Here is a 22,904-nt window from a genome sequence, read left to right as displayed (position 1 = left end):
GTCCGGCAGCGTCCCGTCCAGCGGAATTTCGCACGACGGAAGAGCACTTCGTTTTTGCCTGTCTGTAGCGAACGCCGTCACCGCGACCCCGCGGTGCCGCCCGCTTTGCGGACGTAATGCTCACGTCCCCATTCCGGGCTGTGCCACGCCCCTCGCCGACGGCCTCTCCGTGAAGGAGCCAGCCATGTCGATGATCCGTGACCTGCGGGCGGCTGTCCGCCCCGCGCTGCGCAAGACCAGCGCCCCTTACCACTCGTACGACGCCACCCGCGATCCCTCCGCCTCCAGCGCCGTGGTCGACTGCGCCGTCTACCGCGACGGCCACCGGCTGGAGAGCCGGGGCGGCTGCCCCTCGCCGCGCGAGGCCATGCTGAAGGTGCGCGAGGGCGGCGGCTTCGCCTGGATCGGGCTGCACGAGCCCACCGAGGAGGAATTCGCGGGCATCGCCGCCGAGTTCGGACTCCACCCGCTCGCCGTCGAGGACGCGGTCCACGCCCATCAGCGGCCCAAGCTGGAGCGGTACGACGACACGCTCTTCACCGTCTTCAAGACGATCCACTACGTCGAACACGCCGAACTCACCGCGACCAGCGAGGTCGTGGAGACCGGCGAGGTCATGTGCTTCACCGGCCGGGACTTCGTCATCACCGTCCGGCACGGCGGCAAGGGCTCCCTGCGGGCCCTGCGCCACGGCCTCCAGAAGGACGCCGAACTGCTGTCGAAAGGACCGTCGGCGGTCCTCCACGCCATCGCCGACCATGTCGTCGACGGCTATATCGGGGTCGCGGCGGCCGTCCAGGACGATATCGACGAGGTCGAGATCGATGTCTTCTCCGCCCCCGCCAAGGGCCGGCAGCGCGGCAGCGACGCCGGGCGGATCTACCAGCTCAAGCGGGAGGTGCTGGAGTTCAAGCGGGCGGTCTCGCCGCTGCTGCGGCCGATGCAGCTGCTGAGCGAGCGGCCGATGCGGCTGATCGACCCCGACATCCAGAAGTACTTCCGCGACGTCGCCGACCACCTCGCCCGCGTACAGGAGGAGGTCATCGGCTTTGACGAGCTGCTGAACTCGATCCTCCAGGCCAATCTGGCCCAGGCGACCGTGGCCCAGAACGAGGACATGCGCAAGATCACCTCCTGGGCGGCGATCATCGCCGTACCGACGGCGGTGTGCGGGGTGTACGGGATGAACTTCGAGCACATGCCCGAGCTGAAGTGGGAGTACGGCTACCCGGCGGTCCTCACCGCCATCGCCGGGATCTGCTTCGCGATCCACCGCACACTCAAGCGCAACGGCTGGCTGTAGGCGCGGGTGTACACGCGGGGGCGGACGGGCGTATGCGCAGGTGCGGGCGCGGGTGCGGGTGTAGGTAGGGTGCGGGCATGACAGATCAGCTGCTCGGCCAGGCCCTCGTCGAGGAGGCCACCAAGAAGTCAGGGCTCGTCTGGGTCCGGGGCGAGGGCCCGGAGCGGGCACTGTGGCATGTGTGGCACGAGGGGGCCGCCCATCTCGTCGGCGACGGCCCGGGCGAGCAGCCGCTCACCGGCCTCGTCGACGGCGGTACGGCCACGGTCACCGTACGGAGCAAGGACAAGGGCGGCCGGCTCGTCGCCTGGACGGCCTCGGTGACCGAGCTGAAGCCGGGCTCCGAGCGGTGGGAGGAGGTGCTGCCGGAGCTGAAGGGCAAGCGCCTCAACGCGCCCGACGCGGAGCAGGTGCCCGAGCGCTGGGCCCGCGAGTGCCGGGTGCTGCGCCTGGAGCCGGTGGCCTCGACCACCGACCATCCGACCGGCTCCCTCGCCGCCGTCCCGCCCGTCACACCCGCCACCACCCGCAACGCCGTCCCGGCCGCCCTGCCCCGGCTGCTGCGGAAGAAGAAGCGGAAGCAGGGCTGAGCCGGCCCGGGACCTCAGGGCCCCGGGCCCCGGGCCCCGCCGTCAGTCGCTGCTCTTGGGGAGCTGCCCGCCGTAGTCCACCGTCTCCCCCTTGGCGGGCGCGGCCAGCTCGAACTCCGCGTCCCACTCCCCCAGGGTCAGTACGCCCTTCCCGCCGGCCCTGGCGAACTGGAGCGGATACGGCTCGCCCTCCAGCGAGACGTCCAGCACACCGCCCACGCCGTCCGCCGCCTGCACCTTGATCGTCTGGATGCCGCCGACCTTGGTGCGCTCCCCCTTGCTCAGCTCGCCCTGCATCCCCAGCAGCCCGTCCAGCAGGACGTCCATCTCGGTGAAGCCCCGGAACTCCTTGTACGCCGGATCGCCCTGAGGCACCTTCACATACTTGTCGCCGAGCTTCCCCGCCGCCTCCGCGTCGGCCTCGCTGAGCGGGGCGCCGGTGCCGCCCGGCGCGGCCTTGCCGTCCTTGCCGCCCTCGCCCCCGGCGCCGCCCGTGCCTCCGCCCGCGTCGCCGCTCCCCGCGCCGTCCTCATGGGTCCAGAAGCCCGCGTCGGCCTTGAGATAGAGATCGTCGGCGACCCTCAGCAGCTCGAAGGTGTTCTCCTTCGACGTCACGGAACCCGTGCCGCCGTCCTCCTTGAGCCGCATGTTCAGCTTGAAGGTGCCGCCCTTGCTCACCAGCGTCCCCGAGAGGCGCACCGCGGTCGCCGCCTCAGCCGCCGCGCGCGCCTTGTTCTCGATCTCCTCGGCGGTGAGTTTCCCGATGCCGTTGGTCCCCTTGTCGGGGTCCGGCTTCTCCTCGGCGGCGCAGGCCGTCGCCGAGAGGACCAGACCGGCGCAGAGCGCCAGGGCGAGCACGGCCCTGCGGGTCCGGGAGCCCCGGGAATCCGAAGAAACCGGGGAAACCGAGGGGAGGGAAGCCACCAGCACACTGCCTCTCATCTGCTTGTCATCCGCCTGATACGGGAGCGCAGTCCGCAGCGTACCGGTGCCGGAGACACCCCTACGCAGCCCGTCGTACCGACGCCGTACGGACCAGGGCCGACAGCGGCACGGAACGGTACGAGCTAGCCTTAAGCCCTTGAACAACGGCTTTTCCGGCAGGAGGGCCCAGAGGAGCACAGAGCGAGGCGGGAGGTGCGGACCATGGTCACGAGCGCGCACCGGATCTTCGTCTCCCATCTCGCCGGTGTGCCCGTCTTCGACCCCAACGGCGACCAGGTCGGCCGGGTCCGCGACCTGGTCGCGATGCTGCGCGTCGGCGGCCGCCCGCCCCGGCTGCTCGGCCTGGTGGTCGAGGTGCTCAGCAGACGGCGCATCTTCCTCCCGATGACCCGGGTCACCGGCATTGAATCCGGCCAGGTCATCACCACCGGAGTGCTGAACGTCCGCCGCTTCGAGCAGCGCCCCACCGAGCGGCTGGTCCTCGGCCAGCTGCTGGACCGGGGCGTACGGCTGGTGGACGCCGACGAGGAGGCCACCGTCCTCGATGTGTCGATCCGGCGGCTGCCCGCCCGCCGCGACTGGGAGATCGACAAGGTCTTCGTCCGCCGGGGCCGCGCCGGGGCGCTCCGCCGCCGGGGGGAGACGCTGACCGTCGAATGGTCGGCGGTCACCGGCTTCTCCCTGGAGGAGGACGCCCAGAGCGCCGAGAGCCTGATCGCCACCTTCGAGCGACTGCGCCCCGCCGACCTCGCCAACGCGCTGCACCATCTGACGCCCAAACGGCGCGCCGAGGTCGCGGCGGCCCTCGACGACGACCGGCTCGCCGATGTGCTGGAGGAGCTGCCGGAGGACGACCAGGTGGAGATCCTCGGCAAGCTCCAGGAGGAGCGCGCCGCCGACGTCCTGGAGGCGATGGACCCCGACGACGCGGCCGACCTCCTCTCCGAGCTGCCCGAGGCCGACAAGGAGCGGCTGCTCGCCCTGATGCGCCCGGACGACGCCGCCGACGTACGCCGGCTGCTGTCGTACGAGGAGCGCACGGCGGGCGGTCTGATGACCACCGAGCCGATCGTGCTGCGCCCGGACGCGACGGTCGCGGACGCCCTGGCGCGGGTGCGCCAGCAGGATCTGTCGCCCGCGCTCGCCGCCCAGGTGTATGTCTGCCGGCCGCCGGACGAGACGCCGACCGGCAAGTACCTGGGCACCGTGCACTTCCAGCGGCTGCTGAGGGATCCGCCGTTCACCCTGGTCGGCGCGGTCGTGGACAGCGATCTGCCGCCGCTGTCGCCGGACACCCCGCTGCGGGCGGTGACCAGCTATCTCGCCACGTACAACATGGTCGCGGCCCCGGTGGTGGACGAGAGCGGCTCACTGCTGGGCGCGGTGACGGTGGACGACGTGCTCGACCATCTGCTGCCCGACGACTGGCGGGAGACGGAGTTCGAGGAGTCGGCCCATGAGTAGCGCCGTCGTCACCACCGGCCGGCGGGGGGAGCGCGCCCATGGGTAGCGGCGACCCCGGTACGCCCGAGCGGGGCGAGCAGCAGCGGGAGCGGGTCCCCTCGGGGGCGACCGCCGCGCCCCGGACCCGGGTGCGGCTCGATCTGCCGCTGGCGCGGCGGCGCACGCTGCTGCCGGAGTACGACCCCGAGGCCTTCGGGCGGCTCTCCGAGCGGACCGCCCGCTTCCTGGGCACCGGCCGGTTCATCGTCTGGATGACGCTGATCGTCGTGGTGTGGGTGGTGTGGAATGTGGCGGCCCCCGAGGAGCTGCGCTTCGACCAGTACCCGTTCATCTTCCTGACGCTGATGCTCTCCCTCCAGGCCTCGTACGCGGCCCCCCTGATCCTGCTGGCGCAGAACCGCCAGGACGACCGGGACCGGGTCACCCATGAGCAGGACCGCAAGCAGAACGAGCGGTCGATCGCGGACACCGAGTATCTGACCCGGGAGATCGCCGCGCTGCGGATGGGCCTGGGCGAGGTCGCGACCCGGGACTGGATCCGCTCGGAACTGGAGGACCTCGTCCGGGAGATGCAGGAACGCCGCGCGGTATTCCCGCCGGAGGCCGGTCCGGGGAATCCGGGGAGTGACGAAGCTGACCGGTGAAGGGCTTCCCGGGCCCGGGAGTCAGCGCCGTACCATCGTCGTATGGCTACGGAAGACGCGGTGCTCGCGGCACTGGCGACGGTGAACGACCCCGAGATCCACCGACCCATCACCGACCTCGGCATGGTCAAATCAGTGGAGATCGGGGCGGACGGGACGGTCGCGGTCACCGTGTCTCTGACCGTCTCCGGATGTCCCATGCGAGAGACGATCACCAACAATGTGACGGACGCGGTGGCGCGCGTCGAGGGAGTCACCCGCGTCGATGTCACGCTCGATGTGATGAGCGACGAGCAGCGGCGGGAGCTGGCCTCCTCACTGCGCGGCGGCACCGCGGAGCGCGAGGTTCCATTCGCTCAGCCCGGGTCGCTGACCAGGGTGTACGCGGTGGCCTCCGGCAAGGGCGGCGTCGGCAAGTCCTCGGTGACGGTGAATCTGGCCGCGGCGATGGCGGCCGACGGGCTGAAGGTCGGCGTCGTGGACGCGGACATCTACGGCCACTCGGTGCCCCGGATGCTGGGCGCGGACGGGCGGCCCACCCAGGTCGAGAACATGATCATGCCGCCGTCGGCGCACGGTGTGAAGGTCATCTCGATCGGCATGTTCACCCCGGGCAACGCCCCGGTGGTGTGGCGCGGCCCGATGCTGCACCGGGCGCTCCAGCAGTTCCTGGCGGATGTGTTCTGGGGCGATCTGGACGTACTCCTGCTCGACCTGCCCCCGGGCACCGGCGACATCGCGATCTCGGTGGCCCAGCTGGTGCCGAACGCGGAGATCCTGGTCGTCACCACCCCGCAGCAGGCCGCGGCCGAGGTCGCCGAGCGGGCGGGCTCGATCGCCGTGCAGACGCATCAGAAGATCGTGGGCGTGGTCGAGAACATGTCCGGCCTGCCCTGCCCGCACTGCGACGAGATGATCGACGTCTTCGGCACCGGCGGCGGCCAGCGGGTCGCCGAGGGGCTGACGCAGACGACCGGGGCGCATGTGCCGGTCCTGGGAGCGATCCCGATCGACGTACGGCTGAGGGAGGGCGGCGACGAGGGCAAGCCCGTGGTCCTCTCCGACCCCGACTCCCCGGCGGGCGCGGCGCTGCGGGCGATCGCGGGCAAGCTGGGCGGCCGTCAGCGCGGTCTGTCCGGGATGAGCCTGGGGATCACCCCGAGGAACAAGTTCTAGCTCTTCCGGGGAAACGCACGGGAAAGCGCGTACGGGGGCGCGGGCGGGGCTTCGGCAGCCCGGCCCGCGCCCCCGGCGCGCACCGGCTCGTCAGGCGTACGGTGTGAGGTCGTCCACCGCGCTGAAGCCGAGGCCGAAGGCGCTCAGGCCCCGTCCGTACGCGCCGATGTGCACTCCCCCGGCGGCCGATCCGGCGAGGACCCAGCCGAACTCCGACTCCCGGTAGTGGAACGGCGTGGGCTCTCCGTCGACGGGCAGGGAGAGGGCGGACCACTCGGGTCCGTCGAGGTCGTCGGCGAGTTCGAAGGCGGCCTCGGTCTGCTGGTCCAGCCAGTCGTCCCGCAGGGAGTGGTCCAGCTGGGCGGGCCAGGTGTGGGCGAGCAGCCCGGAGCCGGCCAGCCAGGCGGCGGAGGAGGCGGTGGTGGCCTCCAGCACACCGGTGCCGTCGCCGGTGCGGCGGAGCGGGCTGGCGGCGACGGTGATGACCACCGCGAAGCGCTCCTTCTCGGCCGCGCCCGCCTCGGACCGTATCGACGGCTCGTCGCCGTGGCCGATGGAGCCGTGCTGGACGGCGCCGTCGGGCTCGGCGGCGATCTGCATCAGCCGGCGCGGGCCGGTGAAGGCCTCGTCCAGGGCGTACCAGGAGAAGGACGCCCCCGCGTACGCCTCGGCCGTACGGCGGGCCGCGGCGGCCGGGCCCGCGTCCGGGGCCCCGTCCGGAGCCTCGGCCCCGGCTTCGGCTTCGGCCTCGGGCGAGCCGGGCGCGTCCGGGCCGGGGGAATCGCCGACCGGGCTCTCCGCCGCTGTTCGACTGGTCGTCTCCATCTGGCCGGCCGCCTCCTCTTGTGTCCGGGGTCCGGAGCGGACCCGCCCCCCTCGGGCGTCCTCGCGTCCTGACAGATGGAGAGAATAGCCACCCCGGCCCGACTCACACGGATTGACCGCCGCCCGGCGGCGTGTACACCCGGCTCGGTCGGCACCCATTGGTGTATACGGCGGGACGGCTCAGGGGGGTACGGGGGAGGCGCACGGGGCCGGACGGGACCGGACGGGGGATCAGGTGGCGTCGGCGTCGAAGGGCGCGCGCTCGTCCGGGTCGACCTTGTCGCGCTTCTTGAACGGGTCGGGGGCGTCGGCCGGCTTCTTGAGGAGGTCCGGAGTCCCGGCGGAGCCGCCCGCCGCGGCCGGGACCGGGTCGGGGGACTCCTTGGTGTTCACCGCGTCCGCGACCTCGTTGATCTCCTTGCGGAGGTCGAAGGAGGCGCCGAGCTCTCTCAGCTCCTTGAGGTCGTCGCTCTCGCCGAGGTGCTTGCGGACGAAGGTCTTCGGGTTCAGGTCCTCGAACTCGAAGTCCTTGAACTCGGGGCCCAGCTCGGTGCGGATGTCCTGCTTGGCGTTGTCGGAGAACTGCCGGACCTTGCGGATGAATCCGGTGACGTCCTGGATGACCTTCGGCAGTTTGTCGGGACCGAAGACGAGCACGGCGAGCACCACCAGCGTCACCAGCTCCAGTGCGCCTATGTCGTTGAACACCCTGTCGCTCCTCGTGCTCTCGGCGGCCCGGGGGCCTGGTCGGTTCAGGACCCGCTCCACGGTACCCGCCGGGTCTCGGGTGAGTCACGTGCTACAGGAGGTCAGTCGTCCCCGCCCGCGCTGCCGAGGGTGAGGGTGACGGTCCGCTCGTCGCCGGAACGGGTGAGGGTCAGTTTCAGCCGGTCGCCCGGGCGATGGGCGCGAATCTTGACGATCAGCTCCTCGCCGCTGTGCACCCGCCGGCCGTCGACCTCGGTGATCACATCGCCGGGGCGGACCCCGGCCTTGGCGCTGGGGCCGTCCGGGGTGACCGAGGGGGTGCCGTCCTTGCCCTTCTCGCCGACGCGCGCGCCGTCGCCGGTGTACTTCATGTCGAGGCTGACGCCGATCACGGGATGGGTGGCCCGGCCGGTGTTGATCAGCTCCTCGGCCACGCGCTTGCCCTGGTTGATGGGGATGGCGAAGCCGAGGCCGATGGATCCGGACTGGGCTCCCTCGCCGCCGCCCCCGCCGGTGTCGGCGGCGCGGATCGCGCTGTTGATGCCGATGACCCGGGCCTTGGCGTCCACCAGCGGGCCGCCGGAGTTGCCGGGGTTTATCGGGGCGTCGGTCTGGAGCGCGTCGACATAGCTGACATCGCTGCCGTCGCCCTTCTCGCCGCCCGCGGTGATGGGCCGCTCCTTGGCGCTGATGATGCCGGAGGTGACCGTGTTCTGGAGGTCGAAGGGCGCGCCGATGGCGACGACGGGGTCGCCGACCCGCACATTGTCGGAGTTGCCCAGCGGCAGCGGGGTGAGGCCGGAGACGCCGGAGACCTTGACGACGGCGAGGTCGTAGCCGCTGTCCTTGCCGACGAGGGTGCCTCTGGCGGTCTCGCCGCCGCTGAAGGTGACGGAGATCTCGCCGCCGGGTCCGGCGGGGGCCACGACATGGTGGTTGGTGAGGATGTGGCCCCGGCGGTCGAGGACGAAGCCGGTGCCGGTGCCCTGTTCGCCGCCGCCGCTGACATGGAGGGTGACGACGCTGGGCAGGGCGCTGGCGGCGATCCCGGCGACGCTGTCGGGGGCGCGGTCCCGGCTCTCCCTGGGCGCCTGGTCCAGCTCGACCTGGGTGAGGCCGCCCCGGCGCTCGACGTACGCGCCGACGCCGCCGCCGATCGCGCCGGAGGCGAGCGCCAGCACCACCGCGCCGATCAGCAGCGCGCCCCGGCGGCTCTTGCGCCGGGGCGGCTCACCGGGGTGTGTGAGCGGCGCGGGGGCCGCCGGTGATCCCCAGGGGTCGTACTGGAGCCACTGCGGCGTCTGAGGGCCGGTGGGGGCGTCCTGGGGGTGCGGCTGGTGGGCGGCGGCGGGCTGGAGCGGCGGGTGCCCCGCGTACTGCGGGGGCACGGGCGGTACGGGGGTGCCCCCGGCGGGTGTGGGCACGGGCCGCTGCACGGGCGGGGCCGGGGCCCAGGGGCCCGGGCCGCCGTACGGCGGGGTGCCGTACTCGTCGGGCTCGTGGAGCGGCCGGGGCGGGGCCGCCTCGGCCGGGGCCGCCGGGGTGTCCTGAGGCGACGGGGTGTCCTGGGGTGAACTGTCCGGGACTGACGAGGTGGTGTCCCGGTCCGGGGCGGCGGCCGTCCCCGGCTCGTCCTCCCCCGCCCGGGCGGGCGGGGGCACGACGGGGCCGGGCACCGGCGGAAGCTGCTCCGGCCGCTGCGGAGGCCGCTCCGCGCTGGGCCGGCTCCACCACTTGGCCTTGGCTTCGGTGGGCTTCCCGTCGTCCATGCTCTCCCCGCAAACTGCCGTCCGCCGCGGCGCCCCGCGGGCACCCCTATCGAGGATTCAACCAGGTTCGTGAATCTCCGCGCAGGGGGCCGGACAGGGTGCCGCGTCAGCGGGTGGACGCGAGCGGCGGCGTGGGGTGCGCCGGGGCAACGAGGTGGGTGGGAGCGGGCGTTGCCGGCGGGGCGAGCACGGGGACCTCGGTGAGATGGAGCGCCGTGCCGGTGGGATGTATCAGCGGCGGCGGGGCGAAGGCCGCCCCGAGCGTGGCCGGGACGGTCAGCGGCCGGTGCGGCGATTCCCCGGGGGTGAGCGGCCCGGTGACGGAGCGGCCTATGGCCCGCTCCTCGGACCGGCCCGAGGACTGGCCCGAGGTGCGGCGGCGCTCGTAGTCGGCGCTCCTGGCGCTGGCGGAGGTGGTGGGGAGACCGCCCGCGGTACCGGCGGTACCGGCGGATCCCGTGCCGGTGCCCGCCTGCATGGGAGTGACGGTGTTGCCCGGGGCGCCGCCCCTGGCGGTGGCCGTGGTGTCGGCCGCGGGCAGCGCCCCGCCGAGGGCGATCGCCGCGAAGGAGACCGCGCTGGCCGCGGCGAAGGCGAACCTCCGGCCCCGCCAGGGAGAGCGCTCGCCCTCCGGGCGGCCCACCTCATGGATGCGGAAGCCCCCGGAGCGGCCGGGCAGCGCGGGCACGCCCGACGGACCCGACGGGCCGCCGGGGACGTATCCGAAGGTCTCCGGGCGGCCGCCGGGTCTTCCCGACGAGGGGGTCACCCCGGCGAACACGGAATCGATGACCCGGCCCCCGTCGAAGGGACCGCCCCGGTCCTCGCCGCCGGGGCCCGCGGGCAGGCCCTGGAGCCGGGCGAGCAGCCCTTCGGAGAGGGGCGGGGGCGCGGACTGCGCGAAGACGTCCTTCAGCCGCCGCTGGGCGTCGGCCTCGGCCTTGCACTTGGGGCAGGTCGCCAGATGCGCCAGCACCCGGTCCCTGGCGTCGTGTTTCAGCTCGCCGTCGACGAGGGCGGCGAGCCGGTCCCCCAGATGCTGTTCCGCCGGGGTCGGACCGAATCCACTCACGCGGCTCCGCCCTCCCCTGCCAATCCGACCGCTCCCGCCAGGGTGCGCTGCTCGGCGCGGGCCTCGGGGGAACGGTGCTTGAGGGCCTTGCGCAGATGCGAGCGGCCCCGGTGGATACGGCTGCGGACCGTGCCGAGCTTGACGCCCAGGGTCGCGGCGATCTCCTCGTACGACAGGCCCTCGATGTCGCAGAGGACCACGGCGGCGCGGAACTCGGGCGCGAGGGTGTCCAGCGCCTGCTGCACATCGGCGTCGAAGTGCGTGTCGTTGAAGACCTGCTGGGGGGAGGGCTCACGGCTGGGCAGCCGCTCGGCCGCGTCGTCCCCGAGGGCATCGAAACGGATGCGCTGCTTCCGGCGGACCATGTCCAGGAAGAGATTGGTGGTGATGCGGTGCAGCCAGCCCTCGAAGGTGCCGGGCGTGTAGGTGGACAGCGAGCGGAAGACCCGGACGAAGACTTCCTGGGTCAGATCCTCGGCGTCGTGCTGGTTGCCCGTGAGGCGGTAGGCGAGACGGTAGACCCGGCCGCTGTGCGTGCTGACGATCTCCTCCCAGGTGGGAGGGGTCCACGCCGGCGATTCCGCATCCGATGCGAAGGTCGCGGTTGCCGCGGAGTCGGTGGTGCGGGAGCGGTCAGCGGTGTTGGTCACGGATTTCGGCTCACCCGGTGACCTGAGGAAGCGCCGGAGCACTCCCTTACGATCCGCAGGTGCAGCCGCACCTCCCCTATCGGCTCTGGTGGTGTCCAGCGGAGCCCCTACCATAGCCACCTCGCCCGTTAGCTCCGGATAAGAATCTTTACGCGAATTTGGGTGCCGCTTCCAGCTCTGCTCCATTGCTCCCCCCTGCCTCCTACAACGCCCGGTCCCATCTGCGGGTTCCCGGGAGCAGCGGATACAGTCAACGTCGCGTTCAACTACGGGGACAGGAGAGGCCCATTACCGCCAACCGGCAGACAAGCTGGGCGTTCGCCGACGCCTTTGTCGCCGAGGACGACGCGCTGCACTGGGCCCGTGAGCGGGCCCGTGACTCAGGGCTCCCCTCGGTGTCGCCAGGGACCGGCGCCGCGCTGCGACTGCTGGCCGCCACCGCTGATGCGAAAGCGGTGGCGGAGATCGGCACGGGGACGGGCGTCTCCGGCATCTATCTGCTCCAGGGCATGCGGCCGGACGGGGTGCTGACCACGGTGGACCCGGAGCCGGAGCGCCAGCAGTTCGCCAAACAGGCGTTCCGCGCGGCGGGCTTCGCGAGCAACCGGGCGCGGTTCATCCCCGGCCGCGCCCTCGATGTGCTGCCGAGGCTCGCGGACGGCGGGTACGACCTGGTCTTCTGCGACGGCGACCGGATGGAGTCGCTGGAGTGTCTGGCGGAGTCGCTGCGGCTGCTGAGGCCCGGCGGGCTGGTCTGCTTCGAGGGCGTCTTCGCCCGCGGCCGTACGGTCGACTCGGCGGCGCAGCCGGCCGAGGTGCTGCGGCTGCGGGAGCTGCTGCGCGCGGTGCGGGAGAGCCAGGAGCTGCTGCCCTCGCTGCTGCCGGTGGGGGACGGGCTGCTCTGCGCGGTCCGCCGCGGCTGACCCGGCCGGCTTCCCCGCCGGCCGGGAAACAAACCGCCCCGGCGCCTGTACGGCACCGGGGCGGGATGACTGTGGCGCGTCGCGCGCTCGTCAGCCGACGACCTTCTTCAGAGCATCGCCCAGCGCTTCGGCTTCGTCGGGAGTCAGCTCGACGACTAGCCGACCGCCGCCTTCGAGCGGAACGCGCATGACGATGCCCCGCCCCTCCTTGGTCACCTCGAGCGGGCCATCACCCGTCCGCGGCTTCATGGCCGCCATGCTCGTTCCCCTTCCTGAAACCAGCTCATCGTCAGCCGACGGCCGCCCGGGTAGGCGCTCGCACCGGCATCGAACACATTGCTTCCAGGTCATTATCCCGCATCACGGGACCCGATGACCAACATCGGCCTGCATCGCTTAGGCAACGCGCTCTCGCAAAACCACTCAATTCGGCGATCCGCCTGCGATACTTCGCCGCCCCGCCAAGACTTTGCGGCCAAAGTCCGGCCGGTCCCGGTTTGACGCAGGTCACATGCCCGGAGTCGAAGATCTCCGCCATGCTGGGCCCGGACACCACCGCAGAGCCGCGAAGGGGAGCTGACAGACATGGCCGACTCCGTGCTGTACGAGGTGAGCGACGGGCTCGCGACGATCACGATCAACCGGCCCGAGGCCATGAACGCGATGAACATCGAGGCCAAGAACGCCCTCAGGGAGGCCGCCGAGGCCGCGGCCGGGGATTGCGCCGTACGCGCGGTGCTGCTCACCGCCGCCGGGCGCGCCTTCTGCGTCGGCCAGGATCTGAAGGAGCATGTGTCGCTCCTCGCCGAGGACCGGGAGTCCGGGGCGGGCGGCACCATGAACACCGTCCGGGAGCACTACAACCCGATCGTCCGGGCCCTGGCGGGGATGGCGAAGCCGGTGGTGGCCGGGGTGAACGGGGTGGCCGCCGGGGCGGGCCTCGGTTTCGCCCTCGCGGCGGACTACCGGGTGGTCGCCGACACCGCCACTTTCACCACGGCCTTCGCGGGGGTCGCGCTGACCGCCGACTCCGGGGTCTCCTGGGCGCTGCCCCGGCTGGTCGGCCGGAGCAGGGCCGCTGATCTGCTGCTCTTCCCGCGCTCGTTCTCCGCGCGGGAGGCGTACGACTGGGGCCTCGCGAACCGGCTGGTCCCGGCCGCCGAGCTGGCCGCCGAGGCCGCGGCGGTGGCCCGGGCGCTGGCGGACGGCCCGACCCTGGCCTATGCCGCGATCAAGGAGTCCCTCGCCTTCGGGGCCGATCACTCGCTCGACGAGGCCCTGGAGCGGGAGGGCGACCTCCAGGCGCGCGCGGGGGCGTCCGAGGACCACACGATCGCGGTCGAGGCCTTCATCGCGAAGGAGAAGCCGGTCTATCTGGGCCGGTAGGCACGGCTCCCCCCGGGGCCTCCAAGGCCCCGGGGAAGCCCTAGGGCCGGGCTTCGCGGGCGAAGCAGCCGGCCAGGTGGTCGTCGACCAGGCCGCAGGCCTGCATCAGGGCGTAGGCGGTGGTGGGGCCGATGAAGCGCAGGCCCTTCTTCTTGAGCTCCTTGGCGAGGGCCGTGGACTCGTCGGTGACGGCGGGCACGTCGGCGACGGTCGTCGGCGCCGGGCGCTTCGCCGGGTCCGGAGCGTACGACCAGATGAGGGTGTCCAGCTCGCCGGGGGCCCAGCCGGCCAGCTCCCGGGCGTTGGCGAGGGTGGCGTCGATCTTGGCGCGGTTGCGGATGATGCCCTCGTCGGCGAGGAGCCGCTCCCGGTCGGCCTCGGTGAACTCCGCCACCGAGGCGATCTTGAACTCGTCGAAGGCGCGGCGGAATCCCTCGCGCCGCCGCAGGATGGTGATCCAGGAGAGCCCGGACTGGAAGGCCTCCAGACAGAGCCGTTCGAAGAGCGCGTCGTCGCCGTGGACCGGACGGCCCCACTCCGTGTCGTGGTAGGCGATGTAGTCCTCGGTGGAGAGCCCCCAGGGGCAGCGGGGCATTCCGTCGGGCCCGGCCGCGGTGCCGCCGTCGCTCATCGGCCCGTCCCCTCGCCCTGCTCGGTGAAACCGCCCGGCTCGGTGCGCCCGCCGCCCGGTTCGGTGAAGAGGTCCGGCCCGGCCACTGCGGTGGCCTGCGCCCCGGCGAGGGCGGACTCCAGCTCGGCGATCCGGGCGTCCCGCTCGGCCAGCTCGGCCCCGAGGCGGCCGAGCGCGTCGTCGACGTCGGCCATCCGGTAGCCGCGCACGGTCACCGGCAGCCGCAGCGCCTCCACATCGGCGCGGCCGACCGGCCGGTTCGCCGGCAGGGGGTCCACCAGCCGCTCGGGCGCGACCTCGGGCAGCGCGGCGCTGTCGCCGCCGCCGACCACGGCCAGCGTGACCGCCCCGACGACCACGACCATCGCGATCAGCAAGAACAAGAACACGAACGATCCTCCCCGGCCTCCGGCGGGTCGCCGGACGGAAACTGTCCCGGCTGATCGTGCCACGCCGGTGTGACAGTTAGGGTCGCAGCCGGACGACCTGAGGAGGAATACCGCTGATGCTGCGGCTGGGACAGCGTGAATTCGACACACGTGAGCCGGTGATCATGGCGATCGTCAACCGTACGCCCGACTCGTTCTACGACCAGGGCGCGACGTTCCACGACGAGCCGGCGCTCGCCCGGGTCGAGCGGGCGGTGTCGGAGGGTGCCGCCATCATCGACATCGGCGGGGTCAAGGCCGGTCCCGGGGAGGAGGTCACGGCGGCGGAGGAGGCGCGCCGGACGGTCGGTTTCGTGGCCGAGGTGCGCAGACGCTTCCCCGATGTGGTGATCAGCGTGGACACCTGGCGGCACGATGTGGGCGAGGCGGTCTGCGAGGCGGGCGCGGATCTGCTGAACGACGCGTGGGGCGGGGTGGACCCGAGACTCGCGGAGGTCGCCGCGCGGTACGGCGCGGGTCTGGTCTGCACCCACGCGGGCGGCGCCGAGCCGAGGACCAGGCCGCACCGGATCGCCTACGACGACGTGGTGGCGGACATCCTGCGGGTGACGCTGGGGCTGGCCGAGCGGGCGGTGGAGCTGGGGGTGCGACGGGACGGGATCATGATCGACCCCGGTCATGACTTCGGGAAGAACACCCGGCACTCGCTGGAGGCCACGCGCCGGCTCGGGGAGCTGGTGGAGACGGGGTGGCCGGTGCTGGTCTCGCTGTCGAACAAGGACTTCGTCGGGGAGACGCTGGACCGCCCGGTGAAGGAGCGGGTGATCGGGACGCTCGCGACGACGGCCGTCTCGGCGTGGCTGGGGGCACAGGTGTACCGGGTGCACGAGGTGGCGGAGACCCGTCAGGTGCTGGACATGGTCGCCACGATCGCGGGCCACCGCGAACCCTCGGTGGCCCGCCGGGGCCTCGCCTGAGACCACCCGTGCGGGCCGGGCCGGATACCGGGACCGGCCCGCACCGGGTGGGACGAGGGCTCTAGAGCAGCTCTAGAGCCCCGTCTCCTTCGTCACCAGGGAGACCGCCTCGTCGACGTCGTCCGTCACATGGAAGAGCAGCAGATCCCGCTCCGAGGCCTTCCCCTGTGCCACCACCGTGTTCCGCAGCCAGTCCACCAGGCCGCTCCAGTACTCCGTCCCGAACAGCACGATCGGGAAGCGGGTCACCTTGCCCGTCTGCACCAGGGTGAGCGCCTCGAACAGCTCGTCGAGGGTGCCCAGGCCGCCGGGGAGGACCACGAAGCCCGAGGCGTACTTCACGAACATCGTCTTGCGGACGAAGAAGTAGCGGAAGTTCACCCCGATGTCGACATGCTGATTGATCCCCTGTTCGAAGGGGAGCTCGATGCCCAGGCCCACCGAGATGCCCTTGGCCTCCCGGGCGCCCCGGTTCGCCGCCTCCATCGCGCCCGGGCCACCGCCCGTGATCACCGCGAAGCCCGCGTCCACCAGGGCCTTGCCGATGCGGATGCCCGCCTCGTACTCGGGGGTGTCGACCGGGGTGCGGGCCGAGCCGAAGACGCTGATCGCGCTGGGCAGTTCGGCGAGCGCGCCGAAGCCCTCCACGAACTCGGACTGGATGCGCATGACCCGCCAGGGGTCGGTGTGCACCCACTCGGAGTCGCCCTCGGTGTCCAGCAGCCGCTGGTCCGTGGTCCCGGGCTGCACCTGCTCCCTGCGGCGCAGCACCGGTCCCTGCCTCCGCTCCTCGAACGATCGCGCACCCTCGGGGTTGCCCATGACCTGCTCCCTCCGCCGAACATCGTTGCCGGTCCCCAGGGTAGGTCGACGAAGGCGACAAGAGGGGAAACTCAGGACGTCAGCCACTCCCGTAGCCGATTTTCACAGTGTGTGATCTTCTCCACGGCCACGTGCTCGTCCCGCTTGTGGGCGTAGAGCGCGTCCCCCGGTCCGTAGTTCACGGCGGGCACGCCGAGCGCGCTGAAGCGCGAGACGTCCGTCCAGCCGAATTTGGGCCGGGCGCTGCCGCCGACGGCCGCCATGAAGGCGGCGGCGGCCGGGTGCGAGAGCCCGGGCAGCGCGCCGCCCGAGTGGTCGTCCACGGTGAACCCGGCGACGCCGCAGCCCTCGAAGACCTCCCGCACATGGGCGATGGCCTCGGCCTCGCTCCGGTCCGGCGCGTACCGGTAGTTCACGGTGACGACGCACTCGTCGGGGATGACGTTGTTGGCGACGCCGCCCTCGATCCGTACCGCGTTGAGGCCCTCCCGGTACTCCAGCCCGTCGATCACCGGCCGCCTCGGCTCGTACGCGGCGAGGCGGGCCAGGATCGGCCCGGCGGCGTGGATCGCGTTGGAGCCCATCCAGGAGCGCGCGGAGTGCGCCCGCTCCCCCTCCGTCCGCAGCAGGACCCGCAGGGTGCCCTGGCAGCCCCCCTCGACCTCGGCGTCGGAGGGCTCCAGGAGTACGGCGAAGTCGCCCTCCAGCCAGTCGGGATGCGCCTCGGCGACATGGCCGAGACCGTTGAGGTGGGCCGCGACCTCCTCGTTGTCGTAGAAGACGAAGGTGAGATCGCGGTTGGGCGCGGGCACGGTGGCGGCGATCCGCAGCTGGAGCGCGACACCGGACTTCATGTCGCTGGTGCCGCAGCCCCAGAGCACGCCGTTCTCGTCCAGCCGGGAGGGGACGTTGTCGGCGATCGGCACGGTGTCGATGTGCCCGGCGAGCACGACCCGCTCGGCACGGCCGAGCCGGGTGCGCGCGACCACATTGTTCCCGTGCCGGTCGACGGTGAGGTGGGGCAGCGCGCGCAGGGCCTGCTCGATGGCATCCGCGAGAGGTTTCTCCTGGCCGCTGACGGAGGGGAAGTCGACCAGTGCGGCGGTCAGCGCGGGAGCGTCGAGGGTGAGGTCAAGCGCGGTGTGGGACATGCCCACGACGATAGCGCGGCCCTTCCCGCCCGGGCCCGGACCGAACCCGTCCGACTCCCGGCACCGGCCCGGGTCCAACTCCGCCCGACCCTAGTACGGTGGGCGGGTGTCCGAGCCCGTCTCTCCCGTCCGGCGCAGCCGTCTCACGCGTTTCACGGCTGCGTTCGTCGTACTGCTGGCGCTGGTCGGCTATGTCGTGGTGCAGCACGTCTCGGACGGGTCGCCCCCGGGCTGTGTCGTCCGCGCGGGCTCCGGCGGCGGTCCGCGCTATGAACTCCAGCCGGAGATGGCGGCGAACGCCGCGACCATCTCGGCCGTGGGCACCACCCGGGGCCTGCCGGAGCGGGCGGTGACCATCGCGCTGGCGACCGCTCTCCAGGAGTCGGCGCTGCGCAACATCGAGCACGGCGACCGGGACTCGCTGGGGCTCTTCCAGCAGCGGCCGTCCAAGGGCTGGGGCACTCCGAAGCAGATCCTCGACCCGGTGTACTCGGCGGGGAAGTTCTACGAGCATCTCGTCCAGGTGCCCGGCTATTCGCGGCTGCCGCTGACGGTCGCCGCCCAGCGGGTGCAGCGCAGCGGTTTCCCGCAGGCGTACGCGAAGCACGAGCCGGACGCCGCGCTGCTGGCCGCCGCGCTCACCGGGCGCGCGGGCGCGACGCTGAACTGCGTCGGGAGCGACGGCGCGGCCGAGGCGGGCGATCCGGCGCGGGTCCGCTCCGAGCTGGTGCGGGCGTTCGGCCCCAAGGTGCTGCCCGCCGTCTCCGGGGGGCCGGGCCGTACGGCGGCGCCCGGCGTACGGGAGATCAGCGTCCCGGTGCCGGCGGCGGGCGGCGCGGACAAGGGGGCTGCGGCCAGGCGCGGCTGGGAGCTGGCGCACTGGGCGGTGGCCCGCGCCGACGGGCTCCGGATCGAGGAGATCGCCTACGGGGGGCGGGTCTGGAGCGCCGCCAGGGCCGACGAGGGCTGGCGCGCCGAGGACCGTTCCGGGCCTTCCGCGTCGTCCGCGTCGTCCGGGCAGAGCAGCGGCGTCCGGCTGCGCGTCGCACGCTGATACGGACGCTCCCCCTCAGGAGGGAGGTTCGCCCGCGCCGCCGGCCGCCCGGCCGGACCGTGCCGGTCCCCGCGCCCGGTTCGGGCCGCACCCCTTGGCGGCACTGGGGAGCAACGCTTCGGCGGCCTTGGGCGACCCCTCGAAGAAGAGTGGCGTTTGCCCGTTTTTATCCATGACTGATAATGCGACGCATTGCCAATTCTTTACCTTGGCCCACCGCAACTTCCCCCGCCCCCCGAGCGGTTGTCACGGCGTCCGACGGCACGGACCGGCGGCACCGTCCGGTGGGCCGGTCCATCCGCTCGCCGGACGACAGAGACCTTCCAGCACTTCTCGTGCACTTCTCGTCCCAAGGAGCATCATGTCCCTCCCCCTGACCCGTCGGATCGCCCGTGTCGCGCTGATCGTCGCGGCGGGCGCGGCTCCCGTGATCGGCGCGGCCTCGTCCGCGAGCGCCGTGGAGCTCTCGTCGGCCAACCCGCTCGGCGGCATCTCCTCCGTCGACGCGGGGAGCGTCGCCGCCACCGCCGACGGCACCGCGTCGAAGGGCTCGCAGCTCGTCGGGAACACCGGCGGCGACGCGGTCAAGAAGGCCGTGCCGACCGCGGGCAAGACCGTCGGCAAGGCGGGCAGGACGGCCACCCCCGCCGCCCAGAAGGCCGCCGGGGAGACCGCCGCCACGGCGGGCGGCGTCATCGGCGACACCGCGAGCGGCGCGACCGGCGCCCTGGGCAACGCCTCCACCGGCCCGACGGGCGGCCTGCCCACCGACCAGCTGCCGGTGAACGCCCTGCCGCTGGGCTGAGCCGCGTACCGAAAGGCACGCGAAGGGGCCCGGGAGCCGCACACTCCCGGGCCCCTTCGCGTACACGTCCTCAGCCGCCGAGGCGCTTGACCGCCGCCTCCACCCGCTCGTCGGTCGCGGTGAAGGCGACCCGGACGAACCGGTCGCCGGCGGGCCCGTAGAAGTCCCCGGGCGCGACCAGGATGCCCAGCCCCGCCAGGTGCGCCACCGTCTCCCAGCACGGCTCGTCGCGGGTGGCCCACAGATACAGACTGGCCTCGCTGTGCTCGATCCGGAAGCCGTGCCCCTCCAGCGCGCCCCGCAGCGCGGCCCGCCGGGCCGCGTACCGCGCGCGCTGCTCGGCGACATGGGCGTCGTCGCCGAGGGCGGCGACGGTGGCCGCCTGGACCGGCGCGGGGACCATCATCCCGCCGTGCTTGCGGATCTGGAGCAGCTCGCCCAGCACCCGCTCGTCACCGGCGATGAAGGCGGCACGGTACCCGGCCAGATTGGAGCGCTTGGAGAGCGAGTGGACGGCGACCACTCCCTCGTACCCGCCACCGCACACATCGGGGTGCAGCACCGAGACGGGGTCGGCCTCCCAGCCCAGTTCGAGATAGCACTCGTCGCTGAAGACGAGCACCCCGTGCTCACGGGCCCAGGCGACGATCCGGATCAGCTCGTCCTTGGCGAGGACACGACCGGTGGGGTTGGAGGGCGAGTTCAGCCAGAGCAGCTTCAGCCCGGCCGGGTCCAGGTCCGTCGGGTCGTCGTAGGCGACCGCGTTCGCGCCGCAGAGCCGCGCGCCGACCTCGTACGTCGGATAGGCGAGCCGGGGATGGGCCACCGTGTCCCCGGGGCCCAGGCCGAGCTGGGTCGGCAGCCAGGCCACCAGCTCCTTGGAGCCGACGACGGGCAGCACATTGGCGTGCGTCACGCCGGTCGCGCCGAGACGCTCCCCCACCCAGCCGGTGAGCGCGTTCCGCAGCGCGACCGTCCCCCACACGGTGGGGTAGCCGGGCGAGTCGGCGGCCTCGATCAGCGCCTTCTGGATCAGCTCCGGGACCGGGTCGACCGGCGTCCCCACGGAGAGATCCACGATGCCGTCGGCGTGAGCCGCGGCCGTCGCCTTATAAGGCTCCAGCCGGTCCCAGGGAAAGACGGGAAGGCGGGAAGAGACTGCGGACACGGGCTTTCTCTCTCTCGTACGCGTGACGGTGCGCCCGGGGCCGCACGAGGCCCCGAACACCTCGGCCCCGCACGGACGACGACCGTACGGGACCGGAAGGTGATGGACTCGGGCTGCTAGGCCTGCGGCGGCAGCGAGGCCACGAAGGGGTGGTCGCGCTCGATCAGCCCCAGCTTGGAGGCGCCGCCGGGCGAGCCCAGCTCGTCGAAGAACTCGACGTTCGCCTTGTAGTAGTCCTTCCACTCCTCCGGAGTGTCGTCCTCGTAGAAGATCGCCTCAACGGGGCACACCGGCTCGCAGGCTCCACAGTCGACGCATTCGTCCGGGTGGATGTACAAGGACCGGGAGCCCTCATAGATGCAGTCGACGGGGCACTCCTCGATGCATGCCTTGTCCTTGACGTCGACACAAGGCTGCGCGATGACGTAGGTCACGCTGTCGTTCCTCCTCGGTAGGGCTGGCATTTGCGCGGGAGCGCGGCGTCGTCGATGCCCGCCTCTAGTATCTCCGTTCCTGAGGACGATCCGAACAGGAGGGGCTCGCAGACCTGTGGAATTCATCGGCTCCGGACGACTCGAAGTCCGTATTACACCCCTTGACGTAGGCAAACGGGTATCAATCAGACGCCTTGTCGACATGGCGACCGAAAGCCCCACCTTCACCGACGTGGTCGGCGTTCTCACATCCTGGGACAACGGTGTGCTGCTGATCACACGGAAAACCGGTGAGACCGTCGGCGTCCCGGAGGAATCCCTGGTCGCGGGCAAGGTCGTCCCCGCCGCGCCCGCCCGCAGACGGGGGCCCGCGACGGACTTCGCGGAGCTGACCCGGGTGACCGCGAGGGCCTGGCAGCCGGTGGAGAGCGAACCGCTCGGAGAGTGGCGGCTGCGGGCCGCCGCCGGGTTCACCCGGCGGGCGAACTCGGCGCTGCCGACCGGCGACCCCGGAGTCCCGCTCTCCGAGGCACTGGCACAGGTGAACGACTGGTACCGGGCGCGGGATCTGCCCCCGTACGTACAGGCCGCGACCGGGGCCGCCGGGACCCAGGAGGAACTCGCCGCCGAGCTGGCGGCGCGCGGCTGGCGGCGCGAGGTCTCGGCCGACGTACGGATCGCGGGGCTCGCGCCCGTCGCCGATCTCGACGCCGATGTGGACCGGGTGACCCTGGCGCGCTCCTTCGACGAGGCGTGGCTGCGCCGCTACCAACGCTCCGGCGAGGCCGGCGCGCATGTGCTGAAGGTGCTGGGCAGCGGACCCTCCGTGTGGTTCGCCTCGGTGTCCGGCGGCGGCGACGTGCCCGCGGCGATCGGCCGGTGCGTGGTCGACGGCCGGTGGGCCGGGTTCATGGCCGTGGAGGTCGACCCTGCCCACCGCAGACAGGGGCTCGCCACGGCCGTGATGGCCGCGCTCGCCCGGCGGGCGCTGACGGAGGGGGCGTCCGCCGCCTGGCTCCAGGTGGAGACGGACAATGAAGGGGCACGCGCGCTGTACCGGGGCATGGGCTTCGAGACCCACCACAGCTACCACCACTTCCGGCCCGGCCCCTGAAACCCCCGACAGACGGGTACGAGTGAACATGCACGACGATCGCGCCGAGCACCGGAACCGGTTCGCCGAGGAGGCCCGCTCGGAGCACCCCGACCTCTCGCTGCTCGCCCTGCTGATCGGCGCGGTCGCCGATCCGGCGATGGGCGAGACCGGGATCGACGCGGCCCAGATTGAACTGGACCGGCTCGCCGGACAGCTGCCGTACGGGGCGAAGAGCCCGCACGGCTGGGCGGCGGCCCTGGCGGAGCTGCTGGGCGGCCGCGAGGGCTTCCACGGCACCGCGGGCGACTACGAGCGCCTGGAGTCCTCCCTGCTGCACGAGGTGCTGCGCCGCCGCCGGGGACTGCCGATCCTGCTCTCCGTGGTCTGGTCGGAGGTGGCCCGGCGGGCCGGGGCGCCGGTGTACGGGGTGGCTCTCCCCGGCCACTTCGTGGTCGGCTTCGGGGAGAGCGACGCCCTCGCCGGGCCGGTGCTCGCGGACCCCTTCGCCGGTGGCAGGCCGCTGACCGGGACCGACGCCGAGCTGCTGGTGACAGGGGCGACGGGCGCGCCGCTCGACCCCGCGTCGCTGGCCCCGGCGTCCACGCTCGATGGGGTGCTGCGGATCCTGAACAACATCCGCGCCTGGGCGGCGGCCCGGCCGGAGCGCTCGGAGGTCGGCCTCTGGGCGGTGGAGCTGGCGCTGCTGCTGCCCTCCCATCCGGCCCGGCTGCGCCACGAGCGGGCGGAACTGCTCGTGCGGCGCGGAGACTTCCTGACCGGCGCGGCGGAGCTGGAGGCGTACGCCGAGCTGGTGGCCGCGGTGGATCCCCCGGCCGCCGAGTCGATCCGGGGACGGGCCAGGGCGGCCCGAGCGAGGCTGAACTGAGCGCGCACCGCGCTGCCGCTGCCGCTGCCGCTGCCG

The 22,904-nt window shown here is 72.5% G+C and carries 25 protein-coding genes; 12 read left to right on the top strand and 13 right to left on the bottom strand.

Translation table 11 applies throughout. The features are described 5' to 3' along the window. Window positions 1–184: 184 nt before the first annotated feature. Together IE247_RS20275 and IE247_RS20270 are read left to right on the top strand one after the other, a co-directional pair. The gene (locus tag IE247_RS20275; RefSeq protein ID WP_190124610.1) at window positions 185–1,303 is read left to right on the top strand and encodes a magnesium and cobalt transport protein CorA; all 1,119 of its coding nucleotides are present in this window, start codon (window positions 185–187) and stop codon (window positions 1,301–1,303) included. A 77-nt stretch (window positions 1,304–1,380) separates the two neighbouring features. Beyond that, a complete protein-coding gene (locus IE247_RS20270; RefSeq protein ID WP_190124609.1) occupies window positions 1,381–1,893 on the top strand; it encodes a hypothetical protein in 513 nt (170 codons plus the stop codon). A gap of 42 nt (window positions 1,894–1,935) precedes the next feature. On the opposite strand, the gene IE247_RS20265 is transcribed toward IE247_RS20270, so the two are convergent. Beyond that, window positions 1,936–2,835 (bottom strand): hypothetical protein, encoded by a 900-nt coding sequence (locus IE247_RS20265; protein WP_229869238.1) that lies wholly within the window; start codon window positions 2,833–2,835, stop codon window positions 1,936–1,938. A 204-nt stretch (window positions 2,836–3,039) separates the two neighbouring features. On the opposite strand from IE247_RS20265, the gene IE247_RS20260 reads away from it, so the two are divergent. From IE247_RS20260 to IE247_RS20250, 3 genes are read left to right on the top strand one after another with little or no spacing between them, the layout of a single operon-like run. Further along, entirely contained in the window at window positions 3,040–4,302 is a 1,263-nt protein-coding gene (locus tag IE247_RS20260; protein ID WP_190124608.1) for a magnesium transporter MgtE N-terminal domain-containing protein, read from the top strand. Between the two features lie 38 nt (window positions 4,303–4,340). Next, entirely contained in the window at window positions 4,341–4,946 is a 606-nt protein-coding gene (locus IE247_RS20255; RefSeq protein ID WP_190124607.1) for a DUF1003 domain-containing protein, read from the top strand. Window positions 4,947–4,988: 42 nt separating this feature from the next. Further along, the gene (locus IE247_RS20250; protein ID WP_190124606.1) at window positions 4,989–6,122 is read left to right on the top strand and encodes an Mrp/NBP35 family ATP-binding protein; all 1,134 of its coding nucleotides are present in this window, start codon (window positions 4,989–4,991) and stop codon (window positions 6,120–6,122) included. A gap of 90 nt (window positions 6,123–6,212) precedes the next feature. Here IE247_RS20250 and IE247_RS20245 read toward each other — a convergent pair whose 3' ends face one another. The 5 genes from IE247_RS20245 to sigE form a co-directional block, all read right to left on the bottom strand. Beyond that, window positions 6,213–6,947, bottom strand: coding sequence for a hypothetical protein (locus IE247_RS20245; RefSeq protein ID WP_229869237.1), 735 nt, complete (start codon window positions 6,945–6,947; stop codon window positions 6,213–6,215). Window positions 6,948–7,178: 231 nt separating this feature from the next. Further along, complete coding sequence (locus IE247_RS20240; RefSeq protein WP_190124605.1) at window positions 7,179–7,655, bottom strand: sec-independent translocase; 477 nt, start codon at window positions 7,653–7,655, stop codon at window positions 7,179–7,181. A gap of 101 nt (window positions 7,656–7,756) precedes the next feature. Beyond that, entirely contained in the window at window positions 7,757–9,424 is a 1,668-nt protein-coding gene (locus tag IE247_RS20235) for a S1C family serine protease (RefSeq protein WP_190124604.1), read from the bottom strand. Window positions 9,425–9,530: 106 nt separating this feature from the next. Next, complete coding sequence (locus IE247_RS20230; RefSeq protein WP_190124603.1) at window positions 9,531–10,496, bottom strand: zf-HC2 domain-containing protein; 966 nt, start codon at window positions 10,494–10,496, stop codon at window positions 9,531–9,533. Further along, window positions 10,493–11,260 carry an RNA polymerase sigma factor SigE gene (gene sigE, locus IE247_RS20225; RefSeq protein ID WP_190124677.1) on the bottom strand — a complete coding sequence of 256 codons (768 nt, stop codon included), beginning with the start codon at window positions 11,258–11,260 and terminating at the stop codon, window positions 10,493–10,495. The genes IE247_RS20230 and sigE overlap by 4 nt, the downstream gene beginning before the upstream one ends. Before the next feature lie 107 nt (window positions 11,261–11,367). Between sigE and IE247_RS20220 the strand changes: the two genes are divergently transcribed. Further along, entirely contained in the window at window positions 11,368–12,069 is a 702-nt protein-coding gene (locus IE247_RS20220; RefSeq protein WP_308433253.1) for an O-methyltransferase, read from the top strand. Between the two features lie 90 nt (window positions 12,070–12,159). Here the strand turns inward: IE247_RS20220 and IE247_RS20215 are convergent, their stop codons facing one another. Next, window positions 12,160–12,327: a DUF3117 domain-containing protein gene (locus tag IE247_RS20215; RefSeq protein ID WP_009997451.1), complete on the bottom strand. Its 168-nt coding sequence runs from the start codon at window positions 12,325–12,327 to the stop codon at window positions 12,160–12,162. A gap of 327 nt (window positions 12,328–12,654) precedes the next feature. Between IE247_RS20215 and chcB the strand changes: the two genes are divergently transcribed. Beyond that, complete coding sequence (gene chcB, locus IE247_RS20210) at window positions 12,655–13,455, top strand: 2-cyclohexenylcarbonyl CoA isomerase (RefSeq protein WP_190124602.1); 801 nt, start codon at window positions 12,655–12,657, stop codon at window positions 13,453–13,455. Between the two features lie 40 nt (window positions 13,456–13,495). Here the strand turns inward: chcB and IE247_RS20205 are convergent, their stop codons facing one another. Together IE247_RS20205 and IE247_RS20200 are read right to left on the bottom strand one after the other, a co-directional pair. Next, window positions 13,496–14,086 (bottom strand): DNA-3-methyladenine glycosylase I, encoded by a 591-nt coding sequence (locus IE247_RS20205; protein WP_190124601.1) that lies wholly within the window; start codon window positions 14,084–14,086, stop codon window positions 13,496–13,498. After that, window positions 14,083–14,475 (bottom strand): DivIVA domain-containing protein, encoded by a 393-nt coding sequence (locus tag IE247_RS20200; protein ID WP_190124600.1) that lies wholly within the window; start codon window positions 14,473–14,475, stop codon window positions 14,083–14,085. The genes IE247_RS20205 and IE247_RS20200 overlap by 4 nt, the downstream gene beginning before the upstream one ends. A gap of 116 nt (window positions 14,476–14,591) precedes the next feature. Between IE247_RS20200 and folP the strand changes: the two genes are divergently transcribed. Then, window positions 14,592–15,452: a dihydropteroate synthase gene (folP, locus tag IE247_RS20195; protein ID WP_190124599.1), complete on the top strand. Its 861-nt coding sequence runs from the start codon at window positions 14,592–14,594 to the stop codon at window positions 15,450–15,452. A gap of 72 nt (window positions 15,453–15,524) precedes the next feature. Here the strand turns inward: folP and IE247_RS20190 are convergent, their stop codons facing one another. Together IE247_RS20190 and dapE are read right to left on the bottom strand one after the other, a co-directional pair. After that, window positions 15,525–16,274 carry an LOG family protein gene (locus IE247_RS20190; RefSeq protein ID WP_190124598.1) on the bottom strand — a complete coding sequence of 250 codons (750 nt, stop codon included), beginning with the start codon at window positions 16,272–16,274 and terminating at the stop codon, window positions 15,525–15,527. 71 nt (window positions 16,275–16,345) lie between these two features. After that, window positions 16,346–17,425, bottom strand: a complete 1,080-nt coding sequence (gene dapE, locus IE247_RS20185; protein WP_190124597.1) for a succinyl-diaminopimelate desuccinylase — start codon at window positions 17,423–17,425, stop codon at window positions 16,346–16,348. Window positions 17,426–17,531: 106 nt separating this feature from the next. Here dapE and IE247_RS20180 point away from each other — a divergent pair, with 106 nt between their 5' ends. Both IE247_RS20180 and IE247_RS20175 read left to right on the top strand, forming a co-directional pair. Further along, on the top strand, window positions 17,532–18,479 hold the full coding sequence (locus IE247_RS20180) for a VldE C-terminal domain-containing protein (RefSeq protein ID WP_190124596.1): 948 nt from the start codon (window positions 17,532–17,534) through the stop codon (window positions 18,477–18,479). A 361-nt stretch (window positions 18,480–18,840) separates the two neighbouring features. Next, a complete protein-coding gene (locus IE247_RS20175) occupies window positions 18,841–19,284 on the top strand; it encodes an ATP-binding protein (protein WP_190124595.1) in 444 nt (147 codons plus the stop codon). A gap of 70 nt (window positions 19,285–19,354) precedes the next feature. Here IE247_RS20175 and dapC read toward each other — a convergent pair whose 3' ends face one another. Together dapC and fdxA are read right to left on the bottom strand one after the other, a co-directional pair. Continuing rightward, window positions 19,355–20,452, bottom strand: coding sequence for a succinyldiaminopimelate transaminase (gene dapC / locus IE247_RS20170; RefSeq protein WP_190124594.1), 1,098 nt, complete (start codon window positions 20,450–20,452; stop codon window positions 19,355–19,357). 116 nt (window positions 20,453–20,568) lie between these two features. Continuing rightward, window positions 20,569–20,886: a ferredoxin gene (fdxA, locus tag IE247_RS20165; RefSeq protein WP_190124593.1), complete on the bottom strand. Its 318-nt coding sequence runs from the start codon at window positions 20,884–20,886 to the stop codon at window positions 20,569–20,571. A 115-nt stretch (window positions 20,887–21,001) separates the two neighbouring features. Here fdxA and IE247_RS20160 point away from each other — a divergent pair, with 115 nt between their 5' ends. Together IE247_RS20160 and IE247_RS20155 are read left to right on the top strand one after the other, a co-directional pair. Continuing rightward, a complete protein-coding gene (locus tag IE247_RS20160) occupies window positions 21,002–22,000 on the top strand; it encodes a GNAT family N-acetyltransferase (RefSeq protein WP_190124592.1) in 999 nt (332 codons plus the stop codon). Between the two features lie 28 nt (window positions 22,001–22,028). Beyond that, window positions 22,029–22,868, top strand: coding sequence for a transglutaminase family protein (locus IE247_RS20155; protein WP_190124591.1), 840 nt, complete (start codon window positions 22,029–22,031; stop codon window positions 22,866–22,868). Window positions 22,869–22,904 lie beyond the last annotated feature (36 nt).

Origin of the sequence: Streptomyces inusitatus (genome assembly GCF_014651115.1) — a bacterium.
In the GTDB taxonomy this organism is placed as follows: domain Bacteria; phylum Actinomycetota; class Actinomycetes; order Streptomycetales; family Streptomycetaceae; genus Streptomyces; species Streptomyces amakusaensis.
Note: the sequence above shows the minus strand (reverse complement) of the source record. Positions and strands in the feature narration are given on the sequence as shown.